This window comes from Vibrio sp. R10-SF1-ISO8 (assembly GCF_059833805.1).
This window is the reverse complement of sequence record NZ_JCBDHL010000010.1, coordinates 181,835-202,837: the sequence shown is the minus strand read 5'-3', so window position 1 is coordinate 202,837 and position 21,003 is coordinate 181,835. Positions and strand designations below refer to the sequence as shown.

Annotated in this window: 15 protein-coding genes; 4 read left to right on the top strand and 11 right to left on the bottom strand. The window is 45.7% G+C overall.

The annotated features are described in order from the left end of the window. Positions 1 to 43 precede the first annotated feature (43 nt). From xdhB to AC6R00_RS06480, 4 genes are all read right to left on the bottom strand, one after another. Complete coding sequence (gene xdhB, locus AC6R00_RS06495) at positions 44 to 2,428, bottom strand: xanthine dehydrogenase molybdopterin binding subunit (protein ID WP_500639746.1); 2,385 nt, start codon at positions 2,426 to 2,428, stop codon at positions 44 to 46. Continuing rightward, the gene (gene xdhA / locus AC6R00_RS06490) at positions 2,421 to 3,866 is read right to left on the bottom strand and encodes a xanthine dehydrogenase small subunit (protein ID WP_500639745.1); all 1,446 of its coding nucleotides are present in this window, start codon (positions 3,864 to 3,866) and stop codon (positions 2,421 to 2,423) included. The genes xdhB and xdhA overlap by 8 nt, the downstream gene beginning before the upstream one ends. 531 nt (positions 3,867 to 4,397) lie before the next feature. Next, a complete protein-coding gene (locus AC6R00_RS06485; protein WP_004744605.1) occupies positions 4,398 to 5,129 on the bottom strand; it encodes a GntR family transcriptional regulator in 732 nt (243 codons plus the stop codon). Positions 5,130 to 5,263: 134 nt separating this feature from the next. Then, positions 5,264 to 6,955, bottom strand: coding sequence for a methyl-accepting chemotaxis protein (locus AC6R00_RS06480; protein WP_500639744.1), 1,692 nt, complete (start codon positions 6,953 to 6,955; stop codon positions 5,264 to 5,266). 656 nt (positions 6,956 to 7,611) lie between these two features. Between AC6R00_RS06480 and AC6R00_RS06475 the strand changes: the two genes are divergently transcribed. Both AC6R00_RS06475 and AC6R00_RS06470 read left to right on the top strand, forming a co-directional pair. After that, complete coding sequence (locus AC6R00_RS06475; protein ID WP_500639743.1) at positions 7,612 to 9,435, top strand: M4 family metallopeptidase; 1,824 nt, start codon at positions 7,612 to 7,614, stop codon at positions 9,433 to 9,435. A gap of 141 nt (positions 9,436 to 9,576) precedes the next feature. Further along, positions 9,577 to 10,128 (top strand): P-loop NTPase family protein, encoded by a 552-nt coding sequence (locus tag AC6R00_RS06470; RefSeq protein WP_494503955.1) that lies wholly within the window; start codon positions 9,577 to 9,579, stop codon positions 10,126 to 10,128. Between the two features lie 4 nt (positions 10,129 to 10,132). Here AC6R00_RS06470 and AC6R00_RS06465 read toward each other — a convergent pair whose 3' ends face one another. Both AC6R00_RS06465 and AC6R00_RS06460 read right to left on the bottom strand, forming a co-directional pair. Then, positions 10,133 to 11,038, bottom strand: coding sequence for a sterol desaturase family protein (locus tag AC6R00_RS06465; protein ID WP_500639742.1), 906 nt, complete (start codon positions 11,036 to 11,038; stop codon positions 10,133 to 10,135). A gap of 22 nt (positions 11,039 to 11,060) precedes the next feature. Next, complete coding sequence (locus AC6R00_RS06460; protein WP_500639741.1) at positions 11,061 to 12,074, bottom strand: DUF2804 domain-containing protein; 1,014 nt, start codon at positions 12,072 to 12,074, stop codon at positions 11,061 to 11,063. 171 nt (positions 12,075 to 12,245) lie between these two features. Between AC6R00_RS06460 and AC6R00_RS06455 the strand changes: the two genes are divergently transcribed. Then, positions 12,246 to 13,277: an AraC family transcriptional regulator gene (locus AC6R00_RS06455; protein WP_500639740.1), complete on the top strand. Its 1,032-nt coding sequence runs from the start codon at positions 12,246 to 12,248 to the stop codon at positions 13,275 to 13,277. A gap of 54 nt (positions 13,278 to 13,331) precedes the next feature. On the opposite strand, the gene speB is transcribed toward AC6R00_RS06455, so the two are convergent. Both speB and speA read right to left on the bottom strand, forming a co-directional pair. Beyond that, positions 13,332 to 14,258, bottom strand: coding sequence for an agmatinase (gene speB / locus AC6R00_RS06450; RefSeq protein ID WP_500639739.1), 927 nt, complete (start codon positions 14,256 to 14,258; stop codon positions 13,332 to 13,334). Further along, positions 14,259 to 16,181: an arginine decarboxylase gene (gene speA, locus AC6R00_RS06445; RefSeq protein WP_500639738.1), complete on the bottom strand. Its 1,923-nt coding sequence runs from the start codon at positions 16,179 to 16,181 to the stop codon at positions 14,259 to 14,261. A 279-nt stretch (positions 16,182 to 16,460) separates the two neighbouring features. Between speA and AC6R00_RS06440 the strand changes: the two genes are divergently transcribed. After that, on the top strand, positions 16,461 to 16,982 hold the full coding sequence (locus tag AC6R00_RS06440; protein WP_004744613.1) for a DUF2058 domain-containing protein: 522 nt from the start codon (positions 16,461 to 16,463) through the stop codon (positions 16,980 to 16,982). A gap of 119 nt (positions 16,983 to 17,101) precedes the next feature. On the opposite strand, the gene cspE is transcribed toward AC6R00_RS06440, so the two are convergent. From cspE to AC6R00_RS06425, 3 genes are all read right to left on the bottom strand, one after another. Further along, entirely contained in the window at positions 17,102 to 17,314 is a 213-nt protein-coding gene (gene cspE, locus AC6R00_RS06435) for a transcription antiterminator/RNA stability regulator CspE (RefSeq protein WP_004744614.1), read from the bottom strand. 285 nt (positions 17,315 to 17,599) lie between these two features. Continuing rightward, positions 17,600 to 18,067 carry an Sbal_3080 family lipoprotein gene (locus AC6R00_RS06430; RefSeq protein ID WP_500640167.1) on the bottom strand — a complete coding sequence of 156 codons (468 nt, stop codon included), beginning with the start codon at positions 18,065 to 18,067 and terminating at the stop codon, positions 17,600 to 17,602. A 237-nt stretch (positions 18,068 to 18,304) separates the two neighbouring features. Then, complete coding sequence (locus AC6R00_RS06425; RefSeq protein WP_500639737.1) at positions 18,305 to 20,929, bottom strand: cellulose-binding domain-containing protein; 2,625 nt, start codon at positions 20,927 to 20,929, stop codon at positions 18,305 to 18,307. Positions 20,930 to 21,003 lie beyond the last annotated feature (74 nt).

The following is a 21,003-nucleotide window of genomic DNA, read 5'->3' as shown; positions in this document are numbered from 1 at the left end:
CTTGAACTATTTATCTTGTCGTCAGTCTATGGAATGACGCGTACTAGGCTTGTTCAGCTTTCTCAGATGCCGTTTGTGGCTGACTCACTTTCGCAATCGCCATCAAGACACGTTCTGGTGTTGCTGGTGTATCCAACTTAGGAATCGCTCCCTCGACGGCGACAGAAGCAATAGCATCTTTCAATGCACTCCAGACCGACATACCCAACATGAACGGCGGCTCACCGACGGCTTTTGAATTAAATACCGTATCTTCTGGGTTGGCTCGGTTCTCCAATAAGTGGGTATGGAACTCGATTGGCATATCTGCGATCGCTGGGATCTTGTAGCTTGCAGGGCCATTGGTCATTAAGCGGCCTTGTTCATTCCAGATTAACTCTTCGGTGGTTAACCAACCGACACCTTGCAGGAAGCCACCTTCAATCTGACCGATATCAATGGCAGGGTTTAGCGAAGCCCCAACATCATGCAGAATGTCTGCGCGTAGGATCTTGTACTCACCCGTTAAGGTATCAATTATTACTTCCGAGCAAGAGGCACCGTAGGCAAAGTAGTAGAACGGGCGACCGCGAGCTTTTTCATGATCGTAGTAGATCTTCGGCGTACGGTAGAAGCCTGTGCTCGATAGCGATACTTGGTTGAAGTAGGCCAATTGAACAAAGGATTCGAAGGTCATGATTTCATCACGGATCATGATCATGCCGTTTTTGAATACCACCTCTTCTGGCGTTACCTTAAAGTGACTAGAAGCGAATTCAATCAAGCGCTGCTTAATGGTTAGTGCGGCGTTTTGCGCGGCTTTACCATTGAGGTCGGCGCCCGATGAGGCTGCTGTTGGCGATGTGTTCGGTACTTTGTCGGTATTGGTAGCGGTGATTTGGATACGTTCAACATCAACTTGGAACTCCTGTGCAACAATTTGTGCCACTTTGATATTCAAGCCTTGTCCCATCTCTGTACCACCGTGATTCAAATGAATACTGCCATCGGTGTAGATGTGAATGAGCGCGCCAGCCTGATTGAGGAAAGTCGCCGTGAATGAAATACCAAATTTCACTGGAGTGATCGCTAAGCCTTTTTTCAAGATAGGGCTCTGCTTGTTGAACTCGGCAATTGCTTTGCGGCGAGCGTGGTAGTCACTGCTTTGTTCTAGCTGCTCTGTGATCTCTGGTAAGAAGTTGTCTTCAACCTTTTGGTAGTAGTGAGTGACATCACGTCCTTCCCCACCGTAGTAGTTGGCTTTGCGTACTTCGAGCGGATCTTTGCCTAAGTAGCGGGCAATTTCATCCATGATGTGTTCAATGGTCATCATACCTTGCGGGCCGCCAAAACCACGATAGGCCGTATTTGACGCAGTATTGGTTTTACAGCGATGACCTGTGACCGTTGCATCACCTAGGTAGTAGGCGTTGTCTGAGTGAAACATAGCGCGGTCAACAATCGAGCTCGATAGATCGGGTGAGTAACCACAGTTACCTGCAACGATGATCTCTGAGCCTTGAATGACGCCATTATCATCAAAACCAATTTTATATTGGTTGTAGAATGGGTGACGCTTGCCCGTCATGGTCATATCTTCTGCACGTGGTAGGCGCATCTTCGTCGGGCGCTTAGTTAGGTGTGCAATCACCGCTGCCATACACGCCGGTGCTGCGGCTTGGGTCTCTTTGCCACCAAAACCACCACCCATACGGCGCATGTCGATCACGACTTTGTGCATAGGTACGCCAAGAACTTCAGCAACTAGCTTTTGTACTTCAGTTGGGTTTTGCGTTGAGGTGTATACGATCATACCGCCATCTTCGGTCGGCATAACACTACTAACCTGAGTTTCAAGGTAGAAATGCTCTTGACCGCCAATCTCTAAATCACCTTCAATAATGTGTTTAGCATTGGCAAGTGCAGCCGCCGAATCGCCACGTTTTTGCTGGTGGCTTTCAGTCACAAATAGCTCTTTTTCTAGTGCTTCTTTGACATCCAGAACCGGCGGCAGTGCTTCATACTCAACGATGGCGGCTTGCGCGGCTTTGCGTGCGGTTTCCATGTCGTTTGCTGCAACTGCGAGTACGGGTTGTCCATAGTATTGAACTAGCCCGTCAGCAAGCAGTGGGTCACCGGGTAGTATGGCGCCGATATCAAGTTGCCCAGGTACGTCTTCATGGGTAATAGCTATCGCTACGCCTTCGAATTCATAACATGGAGAGACATCAAGCTTGGTAATTTTCGCATGAGCGTGGGTACTTAAACGCGCATACACATGTAATTGATTTGGGAATTCAAGACGGTCATCGATATAGACCGCTTCACCCGTGACCTGCTTTGGGGCGCTGTCGTGTTTTACGCTTTTACCAACGCCAGTTTTGAGATCCTGCTTTACGATGGCGACCATCTCTTCATGAGATAGGGTCTGATGGTGTGCGTTAGACATAAGACGTTACCCTCGTTTCAATCTGGTTGTTCTGATGGTTCTGCTCGATAAAGAAACGGCGCAGCATGTTAGCGGCAGTCATAGAGCGATACTCTTTGCTGGCGCGGAAGTCAGATAGCGGCTCAAAGTCGCTGTTTATCTCTTTCATTGCTTTATCGATAGTCTCTTGTGTCCAGCTTTGACCAATTAAGGCTGCTTCACAGTTTGAAGCGCGTTTTGGTGTTGCTGCCATTCCACCAAAGGCAATGCGAGCGTCGACTACTTTGTTGTCTTCGATCTGGATATTAAACGCCCCACATACTGCTGAGATATCGTCATCTAAGCGCTTAGAAAGTTTGTATGCACGGAAAGTGTCGTTGCTCTTCGGTTTAGGAATAATGACTTGTTCAATGAACTCGCTTTCTTGCTGAGCTGTCACCTTGTAGCTGATGAAGTAATCTTCAATCGGCAGGATTCTTGATTGCTTACCGCGGCGCAGTTTAACCTGAGCGTTGAGGGCGATAAGAAGTGGTGGCGCGTCTCCGATCGGTGAAGCGTTACCAATATTGCCGCCAAGCGTACCTTGGTTGCGTACTTGCAGTGAGGCGAAGCGATGTAGCAGTTCGCCGAAATCAGAGTAGTGGCTGGTCAGCAGTTGGTATGCATCGCTAATCGCCACGTTGGCACCAATGTGTAGAGCGTCTTCACTCTCTTCGCAAACCTTCATGTCTTCAACAAGGTTGACGTTGATTAGAGTTTCGATTTCTCGGTGGAACTGGGTTACTTCTAGCGCTAAGTCGGTACCGCCGGCAACCAGTTTCGCCTTAGGATTTGCAGTGTAAATTTCTGCTAGCTCATCGACGCTACGCGGAAGGTACGCGGTTAAGTTTCCATGACTTAAGCTAGCTGGCTGTTCTTGCAAGGTTTGCAGTCTCGCGACAGTTTTCTTCTCAAGCTCGACAAACTGATCCATTAGTGGCTCGTTTGAAACCAATGACAAGGCTGCATCTATGATAGGGCGATAACCCGTACAGCGACATAGATTGCCAGCCAGTGATTCCATGACATCTTCTTTGTTCGCTGCTGGTTTGTTCTTACTTAGAGCGAACATGGACATGATAAAGCCCGGAGTACAGTAACCACATTGAGAACCATGAAAGTCGACCATGGCTTGCTGTGTTGGGTGCAGTTTGTTTTTGTTCTGCAAGTCTTCGACGGTAATAAGCTGCTTACCATGAAGGCTAGAGACGAACGTCAAACAAGAGTTAACAGAGCGGTACTGAAGTTTTCCTTCGATGACTTCACCCAGTACAACGGTACAGGCACCACAGTCACCTGAACCACATCCTTCTTTGGTACCCGTTTTTTGTACATGTGTTCTCAGGTACTGAAGCACTGTCATGTTAGGCGACAGCTCACTTTCTTGTTTGAGTTCTTGATTGAGTAGGAAAGTAATCAAGAGACCTCCTTGTGCATTGACACTATTGTTCTGATGTTTTTTCTGACCTCGTGGTCAATAATTGGATAGTTTGACCATAAGGTCAACTTTATTTTTACAAAAATGCAACACGAAAAGGCGTGTTTTAGGCGCTATTCAACAGAGGTATTTTCGATAAGTTTATGATTAATATGATGAAGCCATCTAATCTTCGAGTAAAAAATCTTTACGTAAAGAAAATTGATATTGTATTTTTTGTTGTGTACAATCTTCGGGATGCGGGATGCGGGATGCGGGATGCGGGATGCGGGATGCGGGATGCGGGATGCGGGATGCGGGATGCGGGATGCGGGATGCGGGATGCGGGATGCGGGATGTAGGCACTGTCATCCTGAAGAACGAGGGACGAGTGAGTTGAGGCTCTCTTGCAGCGAGTATTGAGGGAGAGAAATTCCCAACACCTTATTAAGTTAGCGTTGGGAATTTGGCTTTTTCTCGTAGCGCAGCGGTCTCGCATCCAAAAGCGAAGCGTTCCCGCATCGTGCTACCTTATCAACGCCCTTTAATCAGATCAGAAAACACAACGTGCAGATCGTTGGATGCGGCACCGCTGTCTAAATTGAGCTTGGAACGGATATGGTCGATATGTACTCGCATTAGTTCGACGGCCTGCTCGGTTTTACCGGCTTCAATGGCATCAAGTAACACCGTATGTTCATCTAAAGAACAGTTAGCATGGTTGCCTGTTTCGTACTGGGCGATAAGCAGTGACGTTTGAGAAACCAAGCTACGTTGGAAGGCAAGCAGCGGAGCGTTGTTTGCTATCTCAGCTAGCTTAATATGGAACTCACCCGATAAACGTAACCCTTTACCATAATCACCATTGTCGAAAGCTTCATTTTCTTTCTCTACCAATCGACGACACTCGTCAATCTCGGCGGGTGTGGCGTGCTCAACGGCTAACTCAGTAATCGCCAGCTCCATAACTTCACGCGCTTTAATGATCTGTTTAGCCTCTTCCTTAGTTGGTGCAGCGACCATAGCCCCACGGTTTGGACGAATACTGACAACCTGCTCCATAGACAGTCTAAGCAGAGCGCGGCGAATGATGGTTCGGCTGACACTAAAGATTTCGGCTAGGGCTTCTTCATTGAGTTTCGTTGCTGGTGGAAGGCGTTGTTCCAGAATTGCATCGAAAATGTGGCAGTAAACGACATCATCTTGGGTCTGACCCGCGACTTTAGTCTTGATATTTTTTGCCACAGAATTTTTTAGATTTGCCATAGGCGGCGTTCACTCTTAAACCATTTATTTCCTTTATAAAACAATCATACTTTACTTTGTATACATGTGGCTAGAGCAGGGCTGAATTTGCGACTTTGAACGCACTGTTCAAAGCCGCTGTTTTCAACATTTGGTTAACAACGGAATTTGCGCAGATTGTTGTGAAGATCGACAGCATTTTGAGCGATGGCTTCACTAGCAACTGCAGACTGCTTAGTATCTTCGGCGGTCTCATCTGCTAGCGTTTTGATGCTGATAAGATTGTTGTCTAAGTCTTGCGTAACAGTTGATTGCTGTTCAGCTGCCGCTGCGATCTGCAGGTTTAGGTCAGCAATTTGGTTTACAGACTCAGCTGCAAGCGAGAAAGTATTGGCAGATTCACTACTTTTAGATAGACACAGCTCCGCTGTGTCGGTGCCTTTCTTCATACTCGTGACTGCGTTTTTGGCTTCTGACTGCAATCTTTCCACTAGCTGTTGAATATCAATAGTAGCTTCCTGAGTTCTTTTAGCCAGAGATCTCACTTCGTCTGCGACTACAGCGAAACCACGTCCGGTTTCACCAGCTCGTGCGGCCTCAATAGCAGCGTTTAGTGCGAGCAAGTTTGTTTGTTCAGCAATGCCTTGAATTGAGTCCAAGACTTGACCAATGTTGTTGGTTTCTGAAACCAAGTTTTCAATGACACCTGATGAGCTTGTTACTTCGTTCGCCAGTTCTTGAATAACTTCTTGTGTAGCGAGTGCTTCTCTATGTCCTTCTAAGACGTTTTTCTTAACTTGGTCGGTGACTGAAGAAGCATTAGCTGTACTGTTTGCAACTTCTTGGGTCGTCATATTCATCTGGTTAATAGCAGTGGCGACCTGTTCAATATCAATACGCTGTTTTTCTACGTTTTGTAATGTTCTTTGCAAAGAGCTAGAAGTCAGGCTCGAAGAACTTTGCAACTCCTCTGCCTTAGAGTTGATTTGTGAAATCATGGAGCTCAGAACACCTAAGAATTTGTTAAAGGATCTTGCCACTGTGCTCGTTTCATCGTTGGCACTGGTCTCAAGTTTTACAGTGAGGTCTCCATCTCCGCTAGCCACTTGATCTAACCTTTCAATTAGGTTCAATATGGGGGAACGAATAGAGCGAGTCACTAAAAGTGGCAGGATAATACCGACCACCAAAGATATAGCGGCTATGATAGACATCCATTTTATGGCTTCTTTCTCATCTTGCTCGGCCTGTAATGCGCTTTTCAGCGTAAAGTTCTGAACCCTGTCCAGTATCGCGATTAAAGCTTTGTCCAGCTCATCTTCATGTGCCTCGACCTTATGCGAGATTTTTAACATCTTCTCGATATCACCGTTGAGTCCATACTCCATGACTTGGTCGACTTCGCCCGTCAAAGTACTGTAGGACGCCTCTACTTTTTTCAGGTCTGCGAGCAGTTGAGCAAATTCCAGTTTGGCTGTTTCTGAGTGAAGTAAAGGGATCGCATGTTCTATGAATGACTCAACTTCGATGATCTCTTCTTGTACTTGTACCGTCAGGTCATGCACTTTATCTTTGGCCTTTTCAAATGCTTGTTTGCTTTCCATTCCTTGATCTACACGAATGGCTTTGACTAGGGCTCGTTCGAATAGAATTGCTTGTTCAAGTTGATGTTCAGTAACAACGGTGAGCTTTTTGGTCAGTGGTATATCCTCTTCTGCTATGTCGATAAGTTCGTTACCAATTTTGTTCATTTGATAGAGTGCGAACCCGCCTAAGATAGCCATAGCAAGTAGCTGGCAGAAGCCTAATAAATACACCTTTTGAGCAATCGTTAGTTTAGACAGCATGCGGAACTTCCTTTTTATTGTCTGACGCAATATTGATTTACATTTTTATAACCATCGAAGCAAAGGATGTGCCACAGGAAGGTGCTGAATAAATAAGGAATTAACCCTTAAATACCGTCTTCTGACGCTTTAGTTGTATATCTAGTTTGCATATTGCAACTTTTTTGCAACATGCAAAATTACTTCAAATCATTACTGGAATTCAAACAGAACAAAAACCGATTTATGAGTGCGTAGTTTCTTAAAGTTGAGACGGTATTTTATTGTGTCAGATATTGGGATTTTTGAGGTGTTAACTGAGTTTTTACTCCATATCTTTGGCGGGAGGATATACTGCAAAGTATGAAAGCGAGAAATAAACTTTTGGCCTAAGTCACTGACTAGTTGTTGACACTTTTGCGTTAACAAATAAGCACATATTTCTATCACTAGCTCTAAATCCTTGCTTTTTAACTACCATTTATTGCTCACTTTTATTGGTTGCTCGTTATTGATTCATTTGCGTAAATTTTAGTTAGCGTTCTGTATAAATTATCTGTTTAGGAAAGTTGCGCGTTTTTGACGCGATCTTCCATGTTTAATGCGCGATTTATCGCTAAATACTTCCTATCTAGCTGTTGGGAAGAAGGAATTTCTACAAATGACAGGAAAAAATAATGAACCAACAACGTCAATTAAGCTGGATGATCGCCGCGATCTTGGGCACGTCTATGAGCTGGTCTGTGACTGCGGCAGAAATGGTGCAAGTCAGTGATGATGCACTACTCCAACAAACTCTTCAGACTCAGTCGAACAGCGTGGCTCCAGTGGAGACAGGTTTCGTCGAAGTGAAACGTGTCGTATTGCCAAACGGTAAAACCAAAGTCCGTTACCAACAAACACACCTAGGTCTGCCTGTATTCGATACTTCGGTTGTCGCCACAGTGTCAAAAGATCAGCCTAGCCAAGTGTTTGGTACCATGGCTCAGGGAATTGGCGCCGATCTAGCAACGACAAGCCCGACGCTAGATGAAAAGCAGGCCGTCTCGGCAGCAATTGCAGCCTATCAAGGTAAGTCAATTGCTAAACCTAACGTTGAAAATGAAAACGCTAAACTCATGGTCCGTTTAGATGAGTCTCAGACGGCACAAGTGGTATACATGGTAGATTTCTTTGTCGCAGAGGAAGAACCAGCGCGCCCGTTTTACTTCATTGATGCGATGACAGGTAAAGTACTGCAGCATTGGGATGGCTTAAACCATGCGGAAGCTAACGGCACAGGCCCTGGAGGTAACATAAAGACTAATCGCTATGATTACGGTAAAGACTTCCCGGCGTTTGCGATCGACAAAACTGGCACCAAGTGTAAGTTAGAAAATGCTGCGGTAAAAACCATCGACTTAAATCATGGCACTTCCGGTACTCAGGCCTATACGTACGACTGTACTGATGGGACTAACTTTACCGATCACAAATACATCAATGGTGCTTATTCACCACTTAATGATGCTCATTACTTCGGTAACGTCGTGTTTGATATGTATAAAGAGTGGATGAACACCGCCCCTCTTACTTTCCAATTAACCATGCGTGTGCATTATAGCTCTAACTATGAAAACGCATTCTGGAATGGATCGTCAATGACGTTCGGTGATGGTCAAAATACCTTTTATCCGCTAGTGGACATTAACGTCAGCGCACATGAGGTGAGTCACGGATTTACAGAGCAAAACTCAGGGCTCGTCTACCAAAACATGTCTGGCGGTATTAACGAGGCATTCTCTGATATTGCAGGTGAGGCTGCGGAGTACTACATGCGTGGCAATGTAGACTGGATTGTGGGTGCAGATATCTTTAAATCAGAGGGTGGCCTACGCTACTTTGATCAGCCTTCAAAAGATGGTCGTTCAATTGATCATGCATCTCAATACTATGATGGTTTAAATGTTCACTACTCCAGTGGTGTTTTCAACCGCGCGTTCTATTTGTTGTCGAATAAGACTGGATGGAATGTCCGTAAGGGGTTCGAAGTCTTTACCGTGGCTAACCAACTTTACTGGACAGCAAACAGTACTTTTGACCAAGGAGCGTGTGGTGTAGCGAAAGCTGCCTCAGATATGGGATACAGCGTCGATGATGTTAAAGCGGCATTTACCACTGTTGGTGTTGATGCGAGCTGTGGCGCAACGCCTCCTGGCGGCAACGTTCTCGAGAAAGGTAAGCCTCTCACTAACCTTAGTGGCAGCCGCTCTGCTCAAGACTTTTACACCTTTACCGTAGATTCAGCATCAAATGTGGTTGTGTCTATTTCTGGAGGTTCAGGTGATGCTGATTTGTACGTAAAAGCAGGCAGCAAACCAACGACGAGTAGCTATGATTGTCGTCCATACCGAAACGGCAATAGCGAACAATGTAGTGTATCAGCACAGAAAGGTGTGACTTATCATGTGATGCTGCGCGGTTATACAAACTACTCTGGCGTGACTCTAAGACTCGATTAAGCTTACGATCTTAGACATATGACTTAGGGCATCTTCGGAAGCCCTTTTTAGTCTGGTGCTATTTGCAACATTTCCCTTGATTGAATGTGCAACTTGTGGTCTACTCTCGCCCCTTTTTTGACTAGCATACAAGGAGTTACAATGCATAAGGTGAATGTTGTAGGGACAAGTGGAAGTGGAAAATCGACCTTTAGTGCTCAGCTAGCAAGTGCTCTTGATTGCAAGCATATCGAGATGGATCGTTTGTTTTGGAAGCCAGATTGGCAGGAGTCACCAGACCTAGAGTTTTTTGCCAAGATCCGCAATGCATTGCAAGGCTCCAGTTGGGTGCTCGATGGCAACTACAACCGTACACGGAAAGTGAAATGGGAGAACGTCGATACCGTTATTTGGGTAGATTACTCTCTCCCACGCACCTTGTATCAGGCGGTAAGCCGAGCGATACAGCGATGTATCACAGGCAAAGAGCTTTGGCCGGGAACAGGCAATCGCGAAACTTTTGCCAAGTCTTTCTTTAGCCGTGATTCAATAATTCTCTGGACTGTGAAAACCTATCACAAGAATCAGCAGCGTTATCTAGCGGATATGAATCACCCAGATTACCAGCATATTCGGTTTGTTCGCTTGCGTAGCCCTAAACAAGCACAGCAGTTACTTGAAGGCTTGCGCAAAGAGCACAGTGTTGACCGTTAGTCTGTTACTGATTGGCTTCTTCTACAGGCTGTTTTGTATCCTTTGTTTCAGTAGCCACGGGTTTATCACTGGGAGGTGCAAGCAAGATCCTCAGCCTCTGTCTTAGTGACATATGCTTGCTCTGCACATCATGGAACATATCTCGCCATTCGGAGAAGGTGACCGTCAGCGGATTGTAGCTGTCGATAGGCTTAGTGATCCCATAGCGGACGGTTTCCACTTCAGGTTCAAACGTACTGAACAGTTTGTCCCATATGATCAAGACACCCGCGTAGTTCTTATCTATGTATTGTGGATTACGTCCATGATGGACTCGATGATGCGATGGCGTGTTAAAAATGAGCTCGAACTTACCCAGTGAGCGAATCCATTGAGTGTGAACGAAAAACTGCAAGCCTAAGTTGAGCAGCACAGCAAAAATGACCCATTTAGGTTCAAAACCTATGATGACCAAGGGAACCCAAAATAGCCACATTCCGGCTACCGGGTACATTAAGCTTTGACGAAATGCGGTGCTAAAGTTCATTCTTTCCGAGCTATGATGCGCGACATGGGCAGCCCACATCCAGCGTATCCTATGGCTCGCACGGTGAAACCAGTAGTAGCAAAAATCCTGCAAAACAAGTAAAACAATGAAAGAGGTCACGTTCATTTCAATGTCGAGCAACTTCCAGCCAAACAGCCAAAAATAGAGTTTTACGATGACGAGACCCGTCAGCAGATCCGCTAATTGATGCATGCCTGCTAACGAAAAATTGCACAGCACCTCTGGCAGTTTATAGGCGGAGTTCTCTGGAAGCTTTCCTCGTTTCTGACCGATGAAATACTCTGCGGCCATCAAGCCTATAAACAGTGGAGCGAGCAACATCAGCAGCCACTCTGGGTGATCAATAATCGTTTGAAATTCCATTTCTGCTCTCCGTTAAACAGGATTACCACTTGGCATAGTGATCTTCAGTGAGCCCAAGAACACTTTTTAGCTGATGCTTTAGTCCATCGTTATCGACAACAAAGCCATCAAAGAGACCGATGAACTGGCGAAAGTTACTTTTAAGTAGCAGTAAGTTGAGCTTTTCACTGCGTTTATTGAGTGGTTTAAACCTAAGAGATACTCGTCCGTCGTCGGAATATATGTGCCAATCTTGCTCAACATGGTCGCGATCAAACGTAAAATGGACTGGATTAAGCAAGTGTCGTTGACCATTGACCCAAAGTGCATTCTCGCAGCTGCCGGTTTCATTAACCCCTGCGGCTAGGTTCAATCCAAGCAAGGTGTTTTCATCACGGGTATTGATGCTCGCCCAGCGCCAACTTGTTTCACGGCGCATATACCCCGCAGAGAAGTCATAACTGGCAAGTGCACTGTTTAGATCTACGCTATTGCCATCGATTTCTAGCTTGCCAGTCACGGTTAGTGCGTTGTGCTTTTGGGTGTAAGTCCATCCGGAATAAGCTGTGGGCGTGCATACGGAAAGCGGCAAACTATTGGCTGGAGCATGTAAGATAATATCGAGCTTCAGATTGTTGCTCATCGCTTTAGCACGCCACTGGCCTTTGGCTATTTCAAACTGCAGTTTTGTTCCCGCGAACTGTGTCATACCAGAGTAGGGCGACTCGGTCATTTGTTTATCAAACGACAGTGGTCTTAACCAGCTTTGTTCGCTTAGCGAGTTGCTTTCGGTGTCGTAGATATAGCAAAAAGACGAACCAAGGTAGCGTATATCTGCGATGGCGAATCCTATGATGTATCTTGCCGTTTTCAGGCTGACAAACTGAAACTGCTTGTAGTGGAAATGCTTGGCAAGCTTGCTTGCAGGTTTGTCCATACTATTTCGATAGTCAAAACAGGTCGCATTGAGCTGCTTAGGCGTACCATCAAAATGACCATAGGTGGGTTTGCCTTCTGACGACACAAGATTCTCAGGGGCAGAATGAGTAGAGATCATAGCTTTGATTTACAAATGATTAACACTTGACTTAGCTTGAGTCATTTTGAAGCGATTAATCAGGTCACTTTCGGACATAAAGTCATCTACGATCACGAAAGTAAACTCATAATGTCAGTATGCTAGAAACACCAATTAGCCAACCCACCCCAAACAACCAACAAACGAGTTATGGAAATTGTCGCTGAGTATCTACCTATAGACCACCGTCACCAGTTAGGCGTTATGGACATCGCCTTGCTGCTAAAAGCGGTGGAGAGCTTTGGAGTTAAGACGACACCCATATTAGAGGAGCTCGGCTTGGTTCATTTAGATTGGCAAAGCGAGAAGACGCAGTTGACCTATGCGGACAAGTTGCTTCTGTTTCGCCATGTGTCTCAGCAGTTTCACGACGTAGGGCTGGGCTTGTTGATTGGAGAAAGAGCTAAGCTGAGCCATTTTGGTCTTTTAGGTTATGCCATCTTAAGCAGTCGTACTTTAGAAGAAGCGATCAAAACGGGCTTTAAATATCTCAACCTAAATGGTCCGGTATTTTCTGTAAAAGTGACAATAGATGACGGTATCGCTTCTATCGTATTGGAAAATACACTCGAAATTGGCGAGCTTTTGCCTTTCTGTAGCGAGTACTTTTTTAGTGCGCTAGTGGCTATGTTCGAAGAGCTAACAGGGCATAGGCTCGAGATTACTCACCTCTCTTTTCCTTATCGAGCACCTGCTTATGGTTCGAAGTATAGCGAGCGATTTAGCTGTGCAGTCGAGTTTGAAGCGCCTAGTTTAAGATTGAGCTTTTGTTCCTCGCTATTGTCTCTGCCGCTTAAAACCCATAACGCAGATATGTTGAGCAATTGCCTTCAGTCCTGTGATTCAGTTATTGCAGCACTACAATCGCCATATCTACTGACCAACCAGATCAAAACAATTCTGTATCAGAGTGCTGGTGTATTCCCATCGATTGAAGCAGTTGCACTGCAGTTTGGTTGCTCTTCACGTACGTTAAGAAGAAAGCTTGAACAGGATGGGACGAGTTACCAGAAATTGCTCGGCGAGGTACGTAGCGATATTGCCAAAGAGTTTCTGCTTCGTACCGAATTGACCATTGAAGAGATTGCTTTTCGTTTGGGGTACAGTGATACCGCCAATTTCAGAAGGGGGTTCAAACGCTGGACAGGAATAACGCCTCAACGATTTCGTGGGACGCGGTGAAAGCCTGCCAGTTTTGAGTTGGCAGGCTTTATTTATACCGATTGATATTAGAGGCTATTCGCTAACGCGGCTCGACGCCCAAGCGTACATCAGTTCAAGTGCGACGGTTGCACCTGCTAAGGCAGTCATATCGCTATGATCGTAAGGAGGAGATACTTCCACCACATCCATCCCAACAATGTTAACACCAGCTAAACCACGCAAGATCTTAAGTACTTTGTCAGAGTTCAAGCCACCACAAACTGGAGTGCCTGTACCCGGTGCAAAAGCAGGATCTAAGCAGTCGATATCAAAGGTCACATAGACTGGCTTATCGCCAATGATGTCACGAATACACGCTACAATCGCTTCTGCACTCAAGTCATTTGCTTCCATGGCATTAATAACATTAAATCCATGATCATTTTGGTCATACTCAGTACGAATACCAATCTGAACAGAGTGCTTCGCTGAAATTAGGCCTTCATTGGGCGCATGGTAGAACATGGTGCCATGATCGTAAGCACTGCCGTTGTCATAAGTGTCTGTGTGCGCGTCAAAATGAATCAGCGCCATTTCTCCGTGATGTTTCGCATAAGAACGCAGAATTGGCAAAGTGATGAAATGGTCACCACCTAGCGCTAACATCGTTTTACCGCTTTTAAGGATCTCACTGGTCGCAGCTTCTAGGCGATAAGTGAAATCTTCCGCGTCGCCACAGTCGAACACCAAGTCACCCGCATCAATGACTTTAGCGCGGTCAAAGACATTAAAATCCCAAGGGAACTTGTTTCCTTCCCACGCAAGATTTACTGATGCACGACGAATCGCATCTGGCCCCATTCGAGCGCCTGGTCTGCCTGATGTTGCCATATCTAAGGGTACGCCAAGTACGACGAGATCGGCATCTGCAGAGACAGGATTGCGCAGGTAAGGTCTGCGCATAAAGCTCATTGAGTTCGAGTAAAGCGAATAATCAGTTTTTGTAAACAAATCATTCATTTAGAAATCCTCTAAATAGGTGTAGCCTGTTAAGCCACCTTCTAATTCTTCTAAGACGGTTTGCTGCTCGTTCACATTGACACGCTCAGCAACTAACTCACGGTAGTTTTGACGAATCTTATCTACATCAATGTGTACATAGCGCATCATATCTTCGACGCTATCACCTTCATCAATGCGCTCTATAATCGCCTCACCGCTTTGATCAACGGTCACCACTGCACTGTGGGTGTCGCCAAACAGATTGTGCATGTCGCCCAAAATCTCTTGGTATGCACCGACAAGGAAGAAGCCCATCAGGTATGGCTTATCCTTATCCCAAGCTGGAACAGGCAGCGTGGTTTCAATCCCCTGACCTTCAACGTATTGCTCTATAGCACCGTCAGAATCACAAGTGATATCGAGCATTACTGCACGGCGATCTTCAACGTTTTCCAATCCTGATAGTGGCAATACAGGGAACACCTGATCAATCCCCCAAGCATCTGGTAGAGATTGAAATAGCGAGAAGTTAACGAAGAACTTATCCGCTAGTCGTTCATTCAACTCATCCAAGATTGGACGGTGGAAACGGTTTTTATTGCTCATCTGGCGGCTCAGCTCGAAGTAAATTCGTAGCGAAAGCTGCTCTGCCCAAGCGCGTTGCTGTAGGTTAAGTACTCCAGTCGCAAACTGTGAGTGTACTTCGGCTAAGTCACTTTGGGTGTCGTTATAAATCTCAATTAAGGCACGCGCATCGCTACCATCTTGCAGGTTTTCCCAATTACGCCACATATTCTGTAGCAGAGTTGGATCTTCAGCACTTGGCTGTCCCACGCTCTCTGGATGATACGCCTCTGTTCCAATTACGTTTGTGATCAATACTGCGTGATGGGCAGTGAGTGAGCGGCCAGACTCAGAGATGATGACTGGTACTGGCTGCTCATACTGTTGGCATACATCGCCCACTGTGCTTACGATGTTACGTGCATACTCAATCAGCCCGTAGTTCATCGAGTTAGACGACTGACTACGTGTGCCGTCATAATCTACTGCTAAGCCACCACCGATATCGAAGTATTTGATATCTGCTCCCATGCCACGTAATTCGCAGTAGAAGCGAGCTGACTCATTAACCCCATTGCGGATATCACGAATGTTGGCCATTTGCGAACCTAGGTGGAAGTGCACCAGTTGCATCGCATCCAGTTGGTTTTCTTGTCTTAGACGCTCAATGACGGTTAACACTTGAGACGCGGCTAGGCCGAATTTAGACTTTTCGCCGCCACTCGATTGCCATTTACCTGCCCCTTGAGATGCCAAGCGAATACGGATGCCTAAGCGAGGTCTAACGCCAAGACTTTTTGCTTCTTTTAGAACCAGATCAAGCTCAGATAATTTCTCTAATACGATGAAGACTTTATGACCTAGCTTTTCACCTATTAGCGCTAAGCGAACGTATTCACGATCTTTGTAGCCGTTGCAGACAATCACAGAGCTCGCTTTCTGAGCTAATGCCAGTACCGCGAGTAGCTCAGGTTTACTGCCTGCTTCAAGGCCAAGCTGTTTCGTTTCTAGCTGCGCTTGGCTTTCAAGAATCTCGTCAACGACCTCTTTCTGTTGGTTGACCTTAATCGGGTACACCAGCAGGTAGTTGTTGTCGTACTGGTACTCTTCAATCGCTTGGTTGAACGCTTGGCAAATGCCGTGCACGCGTTGGTGCAGGATCTGTGGGAAGCGAACCAATACCGGCAAATTCAGTTGTTTCTGTTCTAGCTTAGAGACGATATTGCTTAGTGGCACCTGATGGGCATTATCACTGCGAGGTGATACATACACCTCACCTTGGTTATCGATACCGTAGAAGCCTTGGCTCCAGTAATGAACATTGTAATCAGCACGAACACGATCAAGTTTGGAATTGTTTTCCACTTCAAATCTCACAAAGATAGGGAGAGAAATACATGACCCAGTGGAGCTGAGTCATACCTGACACGGGTCTGAATTTGGCTTCTCTAAGCTTCCGCGTCGAGCGCATTAACGGATAAAAAGGCAGCAGAGTCTAACAAAATAGATTTGTCGTCACGATTGATGAAATCGCTCTGGCGAGGCGATGATTTTCTATTCATTTCTACTGCGGATTTTATGTTGGATGAAGCCTTTCTTTGACTGCCTTGAGTCGGTAAAATAGACACAAATTGATGACTTACTTGTGGAAGAACAATGGCAAAACTGACACTTCAAGAGCAAATGCTGAAAGCAGGCTTAGTGAACGAGAAGAAACTGAAAAAAGCAAAGAAAGGTTCGAAAAAATCTCGTGTACAGGCACGTGAAGTTAAAGCAGCAGTGGAAGAGAACAAGCGCCAACAGCAAGAGCGCGATAAAGCACTGAGTGAAGAGCAGAAAGAGCAACGTTTATCCAAAGAGATCAAAGCGCAAATCAAGCAACTGATTGAGATGAACACCATCGATCAGAAAGATGGCGAAATTAAATACAACTTTACTGATGGCACACTGGTTAAAGCTATCTATGTTGAACAGTTGATTCGTGACCAATTGGCAAAAGGCATTCTATCTATTGCCCGTACTGATGAGACTTACGTGGTAATTCCAAGTAGCGTAGCGAAGAAAATTGCAATGCGTGACGAGAGCGTCATCATCGAACAAAATGCACCAGCGGAAGATATCCCTGCTGAAGATGACCCGTACGCAGATTTCGTTGTGCCAGACGATTTAATGTGGTAATCGCTGTTAAAGAAAGCTCTACTTCGGTAGAGCTTTTTCGTTCTTATAGGCAATAAAAAACCAGCCACTTGGGCTGGTTTTTCGAATCTTAGATAATTGACGCTTAGGTCAATCTAAAATTAAGCTGGTACTACGTTAGCAGCTTGTGGGCCTTTTTGACCTTGTTCAACTTCAAAAGAAACCTGTTGGCCTTCTTTTAGAGTTTTGAAACCTTCAGAAGCGATAGCACGGAAGTGAACGAATACGTCAGCACCGCCGTTTTCTGGAGTGATGAAACCGAAGCCTTTCTCTTCGTTAAACCATTTTACGATACCAGTAGTTTTGTTAGACATGATGTCTTCCTTATATAAGTTAAGTTAATCTTCTATATGCACTGAAAATTTGAACTATTTAATGTAACGATGAAGCTAAGGGAAACACTAAGGATAACAACGGTAACGCGTTTTACTAAGAATTTACTTTCGACTTGCAGTTTCACTAATAACTCTGAATTGCAGAGCACGTAGATAGTACCTGAACTTAGCGCATTGTAAAGGTTTATTGTGAAGGTTGGGTAGGTTTCGAAGGGATTCGTTTAAATTATTTAGAAAAGCCCTCAAGAAGAGGGCTCTATATTGTTAAATTTCACCATTACCAGCTTTGCGAGTCGCTTCTTTTGCAGAGGTGATTTTGAAAAGAACGTCCATCATGGCTTTAATGCGTTCTTCATCACTTCCGTATTTGTCAAAATTAAGTTGATTCGGTGCTTTGAATGTTACGTAGCCAACGCGTTGCCCTTCTTGGTATGCAGTGATGCGAGCATCTGCGATAAAGGTTTTAAAGTCCCAGCTCCAGCGAGATACATAGTCGAGAGTGAGTTCATCTTCCTTAGGGGTTGTGCCATCTACGACAACTTTACATGTGTAGCCATTGATATCGCACCAATTTAGCATTGAAGCCAGAAAAATATCTCGTGTCGCATCATCTTCGACAATGGTGAGTTGCTTTGATTGGTTTGTCTCTTCAAGGGGCTTACCGTCAAATTTAGGTGAGCTACACCCTGCCATTACAAGTACAGCAGCAACGCAAAGTAGGCGTTTAAACATCATTAATCCTTAGTTTTTATGATCTAATTATTGATAACCTGACAAGCAACCCTGTCGCCTGTGGGAGCGTAAGACTATCATACTTTTCATAGGTGTAATTTATGGTTTGTGATTTATGCATTAGTGCAGGGGCTTGCATTCCACGTTGTCATCTTTATTCTAGTTGTTTGTCTTTTAAAAAAAACAAAAAGGCTCCTGAACATCAGGAGCCTTTGTTGTAGTTAAGGGGCCACTTCATTACTGAGGGTTTAGACCCAGAGTTTGTAACACAAGTTTGAAGTTGTCTTGACGCTCTTTAACTGCGTGAACTTCGCCACTTACCGGACAATGACTATCAGGACAGCCACGGTTTACAATGCCAGAAATTGCGTCGATAAACTCAGTGCCTTGTAGACCACCGTCAACGTATCTCTTCAGCTCGGCATGGTAGTTCCAGCTTGCGTATGGACCACCTTCATCGTTGTAAGCCTGTACGGAGGTTACCCAGTAGAATAGACCTGCAATCCATTTGATCTCTCTGTTCTCTTCTGAGCTACAAATTAACCCAGGGTTAGAACAGAAGTCGAGATCGGCATAGAGTGGGTTCGCTGGCGGTGCTTGAACAACAACACCATTCACTGTGGTTCCAATCGTATCTGGGTCAACGTGAGAACGACCCATGAAGTGGTTTAGCGTACCGAAGTTTTGGCGACCTGTGGTTTGAATAACACCACGGCCCCACCAACCACAGCCTTCGACAGTGCCGTTAGTGTCACTACCATCCCAGATGAATTTACCTGCTTTCTGGCCTTCGTAAACCTTACATTCGCCACGTTCCCAAACCTGCTTAGAGGTATCAACGCTAGTCGGGACTTCCATACAGTGACCGTCGTTCGTCCAGCGACCAACATTGCCATTCACGAGTAAACCTTTCTCTGCAAGTACAGAGTCTGGTGCTGCGAAGACTGGCGCTGGCGCACCGTACCATTTCGCATTAGTTAGTGCGGTGACTTCCATCTTCGGATCGCGTGGACATGAGTAAGGGTGGTCAATACCGGTAACTGGGTCTTTACCGTAATCGGCGTATTTCTGACCTAGCTGACCACAACTTGCTGTCATTGGGTAGTTAACCGGAGCGCCGTATCTTACTTCGGACCAGTTGTTTTCATCACAAGCATTGTAGCGAATGGTTTCTTGCATACTTTGCGCTAAGAATGCGGCAATGGCGACTTTTGCGTAAACTGAGTTCGTCGCATCGTTAGCATTGTCATCCAATAGCCAGAAGGTGTTACCAGCGACACCGACATTGTGCATCGAGTTAAGACCTGCTAAGAAGTCATTCCATTTGTATACCGTAGAGGGTGCCCATTGTGCTTGAGCCACTTCATAGAGGAAGGCTTGGTTGTTCATTGCATTTTCAGCACTTGCCAACTCAGCATTCAATGAGGTGATTCGAGTTAGTGGTCCATTCTTCACGCTTTCGCCAACGTAATACAAAGGTACGGTCGCAGTCTGGTAACGAGCGATCTTAGTATTTAGGTCAGCACTGTCTGTATCAAATAAAATTGCAAAAATGTTGCTGTGTGCAGCTTTGCGAATATGGCGGTCACCAGAGTTATTGCCTAAGAAGTAGGTGGAAGCCTGCGCGGTTGGAATCGAAGAGAGTAGCGCTGGTGTTTTGATATGGTCAGACACTTGTTTAACGTATTCTAACGCATAGTGCCATTGCTCATCGGTAAGAGCGGCAGTCGTTGCTGATTTATTAAAGGCAACAAAGTCGGCTTTGTTGAGTGAGTCTGCTTTATAAAGCTCGAAACTTGCCAACAGATCTGAAGACGCACCAGAAGCGGCGTTCCATACTGCTCGTTTACCTGAATGAGTGTTGTAAGCAAAATCACCAATGCTCAACGTCCAACCGAATGTCGCCTGCGGTGCCAGCGCTGAAATGACAAGGTTATGAGCTTGCGCCCATCCTTTAACATCATCCGTAAGCGCATTGATCGCGTTAACGTCAATTTGGCTATGAGTACCAGTGGCGTCTACTGCTGCGGTTAGTGCTTGTTTGACCGCTACAGTACCAAGGGCTGCACCTTTATCGGCTGTTGCAGCATCCAATACGTCACTGTTGAGGATTATTGATGTTGAGCCCGCAAGATCTGCTGCTTGAATCAAGGCCACGAAGGCGTCAGTCAGTTTGGTCAGATTTGCAAGGTCTTGGCTATTAATCGCATTGATAGTCAAAGTGGATGGAGCATCAAGACTTGCAGGACTTGCGACCACAAAGTTACTTGGCCAACCGCTGACTTCGAGCCTTACTGGATCTAATGGGTTTGGCAATTTCAGAGCAGTAGTGCCACCTGAAGAGTTATTGTCACAATCTAGGTGATGTCCCCAACTGCTGTCACTACCAGGAATGGAAGATGTCCACCAGTTTGCTTTGTAGGCAATATTGTCATTAACCATGATGTCGCCACCAGTGGCATGATCGCCTTGCGTCCAATTTGGGTACACGTTGAATTCAGCACAGACTCCAGTACCAGGTGTTGGATCGGGTGTTGGGTCTGGGGTTGGATCTGGGGTTGGATCTGGGGTCGGATCGGGAGTAGGGTCAGGTGTTGGATCCGGTGTCGGGTCCGGATCTGGCGTTGGCTCTGGTGTTGTTCCACTGACCAGTTTCCATGGAGAATCCCATTCATTGGCGTAGTTGTCAGTAGGGCTTTGTCCTGCATTCACCCACCATTTAGCCTCGTAGGTATTTCCATCGACGGTTACTTGACTGCCACCGGAGTAGCTCTTCGTCGCATCGTAAGGTTCTGCAGCGTATAGGCTGCCACTTAAAACAATACACGCTAACGAAGCCGCTAACTTGCTCATTCTAAACATAATAGTTCCTTTCTACTCGTTATTTTATTATTTCCGTTTCACGCTCTAACGCTTATAAACTGCGTATGGTTAGA